We start from the raw sequence: 3,302 nt of genomic DNA, 5'->3' as shown, positions 1-3,302 counted from the left end.
AGCCGTCGTCGCAGCCGTCAGCGTGGCCGGGACCGCAACACGCGTGGACACAGCGGCAACAGCGGCAGCGCCCACCAGGGACAGCCGAACACGTCGGTGGAAGAGGAGTCCTACACCGACGAGGACGTGCTGCTCCCCGTGGGCGGAGTCCTTGACGTCCTGGACAGCTACGGCTTCATCCGCACCACCGGCTACCTGCCAGGGCCGACCGATATCTACGTCCCGATCGGCGTGGTCCGCAACTACGGGCTGCGTAAGGGCGACGCGGTCCAGGGGTTCATCAAGGCTCCCAAGGATGGCGAGGACAACCAGCACACCGTCTCCTCGACCGGCAACAAGCGTGACCGGGGCAAGTTCAGCGCCCTCGTCCGGCTCGAAGCCGTCAACGGCAAGGCGCCAGAGCAGTCGCGTCAACGTCCTGACTTCAGCAAGCTCACGCCGCTTTACCCGCAGGAGCGCCTGCGTTTGGAGACTGACCAAAAGGGCCTGACCAATCGGGTCATCGACTTGGTCGCCCCCATCGGCAAGGGCCAGCGCGGTCTGCTCGTGGCTCCGGCCAAGGCGGGCAAGACGCTGATCCTACAGTCGATCGCCAACGCGATCAGCGTCAACAACCCGGAGTGCCACCTGATGGTCGTCCTCGTGGACGAGCGTCCGGAGGAGGTCACGGACATGGAGCGCGCGGTCAAGGGCGAGGTCATCTCCTCAACCTTCGACCGGCCGGCCGAGGACCACACGACCGTGGCCGAGTTGGCCATCGAGCGGGCCAAGCGTCTGGTCGAGCTGGGTGGCGACGTCGTCGTCCTGCTCGACTCGATCACCCGCCTGGGTCGTGCCTACAACCTGGCTGCGCCTGCCTCCGGCCGCATCCTCTCCGGTGGCGTCGACTCCGCGGCGCTCTACCCCCCCAAGCGCTTCTTCGGCGCGGCTCGCAACATCGAGAACGGTGGATCGTTGACGATCCTCGCGACGGCCTTGGTTGAGACCGGGTCCAAGATGGACGAGGTCATCTTCGAGGAGTTCAAGGGCACCGGCAACATGGAGCTCAAGCTGGACCGTCAGCTGGCCAACCGTCGGATCTACCCGGCGGTCGACATCAACGCCTCGGGCACCCGTCGTGAGGAGATCCTGATGGGCGCCGAAGAGCTGAAGATCATGTGGAAGCTCCGTCGGGTGCTGTCCGCGCTTGACCAGCAGCAGGGCATCGAACTGCTCTTGGACCGGCTCAAGAAGACCAAGAACAACTACGAGTTCCTCACCCAGGTGCAGCAGACCAGCTCCATCAGGCTGGACGACGAGGACTGAGCGCCACCTGCGGCCCCGGCGGATTCGACCAGGACCCGCCCAAAGTGGCAGAATAGGCAAGTTGGCCCACCGGTTCACGGCTCCCACCAGCGGAGCCGACCCGGGGGAGATACCACCCAAGGAGAAACATGAAGAAGGACATCCACCCCTCGTACGTCGAGACCCAGGTGACCTGCACCTGTGGCGCGACCTTTACGACTCGGAGCACCAACGCGTCCGGTCGGATCAGCGCCGACGTCTGCTCCAACTGCCACCCGTTCTACACGGGCAAGCAGAAGATCCTGGACACTGGTGGCCGGGTCGCTCGCTTCGAGCAGCGCTACGGCAAGAAGGCTGCCGCCAACTAAGTCTTCCGACGCCGGTCCCGCGACATTGGTCGCGGGGCCGGCGTTCGCCTTTCCGGGCTCCACGCAACTATTGGCAGGTATGACGTGATCTCCTCATCTTTCGAGTCGGCTCTCCCGCTGGTCGCCGAGCACGCCGAGATCGAGCGGCAGCTCGCGGATCCGGTGGTCCTGGGCGACCACGTCGTGCTGCGCCGACTCAACAAGCGTTATGCCGCGCTCGGGCCGACGGTCGCGGCCTATCACGCTTGGCATGCAGCTGCCGGTGACCTCGCCACCGGACGCGAGCTGGCCGCGGAGGACCCATCCTTCGCCGAAGAGCTGCCCGCGTTGGAGCAGACGACGGCGGCGGCGGCGGAGGTCCTGCACCATCAGCTCGTGCCGCGCGATCCCGATGATGACCGTGACGTCATCCTGGAGGTGAAGGCCGGCGAGGGCGGTGAGGAGTCGGCGCTGTTCGCCGGTGACCTGATGCGCATGTACCTTCGCTACGCCGAGCGGCGGGGCTGGCGGACCCAGCTCCTGGACCTGACGGAGTCTGACCTAGGGGGATACAAGGACGCGCGCGTCTCGATCCAGGCCATCGGCATCCCCGGGCAGGGTGAGGCGCCGTGGGCCAGGCTGAAGTACGAAGGCGGCGTCCACCGGGTCCAGCGGGTGCCGGTGACTGAGAGCCAGGGCCGGATCCACACCTCCGCAGCAGGGGTCCTGGTGATGCCGGACATCGACGATCCCGAAGAAGTAGACCTGCACCTCAACGATCTCAAGATCGACGTCTTCCGCTCCTCGGGCCCCGGCGGCCAATCGGTCAACACCACGGACTCGGCGGTGCGCATCACCCATCTGCCGACCGGCCTGGTCGTCTCCTGCCAGAACGAGAAGAGCCAGTTGCAGAACAAGGAGTCCGCGCTCCGCGTGCTTCGCGCCCGCCTGCACCAGATCGCGATCGAGGAGGCGGAGGCCGCCGCGAGCCACGCGCGTCGCAGCCAGATCCGCACCGTCGACCGGAGTGAGCGGATCCGCACCTACAACTTCCCGGAGAACCGCATCGCCGACCACCGCACCGGCTTCAAGGCCTACAACCTCGACCACGTGCTCGACGGGGACCTCGACCAGGTCATCGCGTCGGCCGTCGACGCCGATGATGCCGCGCGGCTGGCGTCGGCGGGTGAGCGGTGAGGGGCTCCATCGACGCCCTCCTACGCGCTGCGGCCCAGGTCTTGTCGCGTGCCGGGGTGCCCAGCCCGGCCGTCGATGCCGAGCTGCTGCTCGCCCACGCCCTGCACCGCGAGCTTGCCGACCTCAGGCGCGCGCGGCTGATGGGCGAGGAGGTGCCCGAGGCGACGATCTCGACCTACCAGGGCCTGATCAGCCGCCGCGCCGAGCGGGTGCCGGTGCAGCACCTGACCGGCAGGACGCATTTTGCCGGCGTCGACCTGCTGGTCGGGCCTGGTGTCTTCATCCCGCGACCGGAGACCGAGCTGATGGTCGAGCTTGCGCTCACCGCGCTGGAGGGCCTGCAGTCGCCGACGGTTGTCGACCTGTGCACCGGCAGCGGCGCGCTGGCGCTGGCGATCGCGCACGCGCGCCCGGACGCGAGGGTGGGTGCCGTCGAGCTCTCACCCGAGGCGCATCGGTATGCGGTCGCGAACG

At 67.5% G+C, this 3,302-nt stretch carries 4 protein-coding genes; all 4 read left to right on the top strand.

The genetic code is table 11. The features are described from left to right. Positions 1–1,305: transcription termination factor Rho (rho, locus tag Q4P07_RS12585; protein WP_303375262.1), on the top strand; the 1,305-nt coding region annotated here is incomplete at its 5' end. 128 nt (positions 1,306–1,433) lie between these two features. Then, positions 1,434–1,652 carry a 50S ribosomal protein L31 gene (gene rpmE / locus Q4P07_RS12580; protein WP_303375261.1) on the top strand — a complete coding sequence of 73 codons (219 nt, stop codon included), beginning with the start codon at positions 1,434–1,436 and terminating at the stop codon, positions 1,650–1,652. An 84-nt stretch (positions 1,653–1,736) separates the two neighbouring features. Then, the gene (gene prfA / locus Q4P07_RS12575; protein ID WP_303375260.1) at positions 1,737–2,828 is read left to right on the top strand and encodes a peptide chain release factor 1; all 1,092 of its coding nucleotides are present in this window, start codon (positions 1,737–1,739) and stop codon (positions 2,826–2,828) included. Beyond that, the coding region (locus Q4P07_RS12570; RefSeq protein ID WP_303375259.1) for a HemK/PrmC family methyltransferase at positions 2,825–3,302 on the top strand (478 nt) is incomplete at its 3' end. The genes prfA and Q4P07_RS12570, both read left to right, overlap by 4 nt.

It is taken from the genome of Ornithinimicrobium sp., assembly GCF_030537745.1.
In the GTDB taxonomy this organism is placed as follows: Bacteria; Actinomycetota; Actinomycetes; order Actinomycetales; family Dermatophilaceae; genus Ornithinicoccus.
The sequence above is the reverse complement of the archived record's forward strand: the minus strand, read 5'-3'. Positions and strand labels throughout refer to the sequence as shown.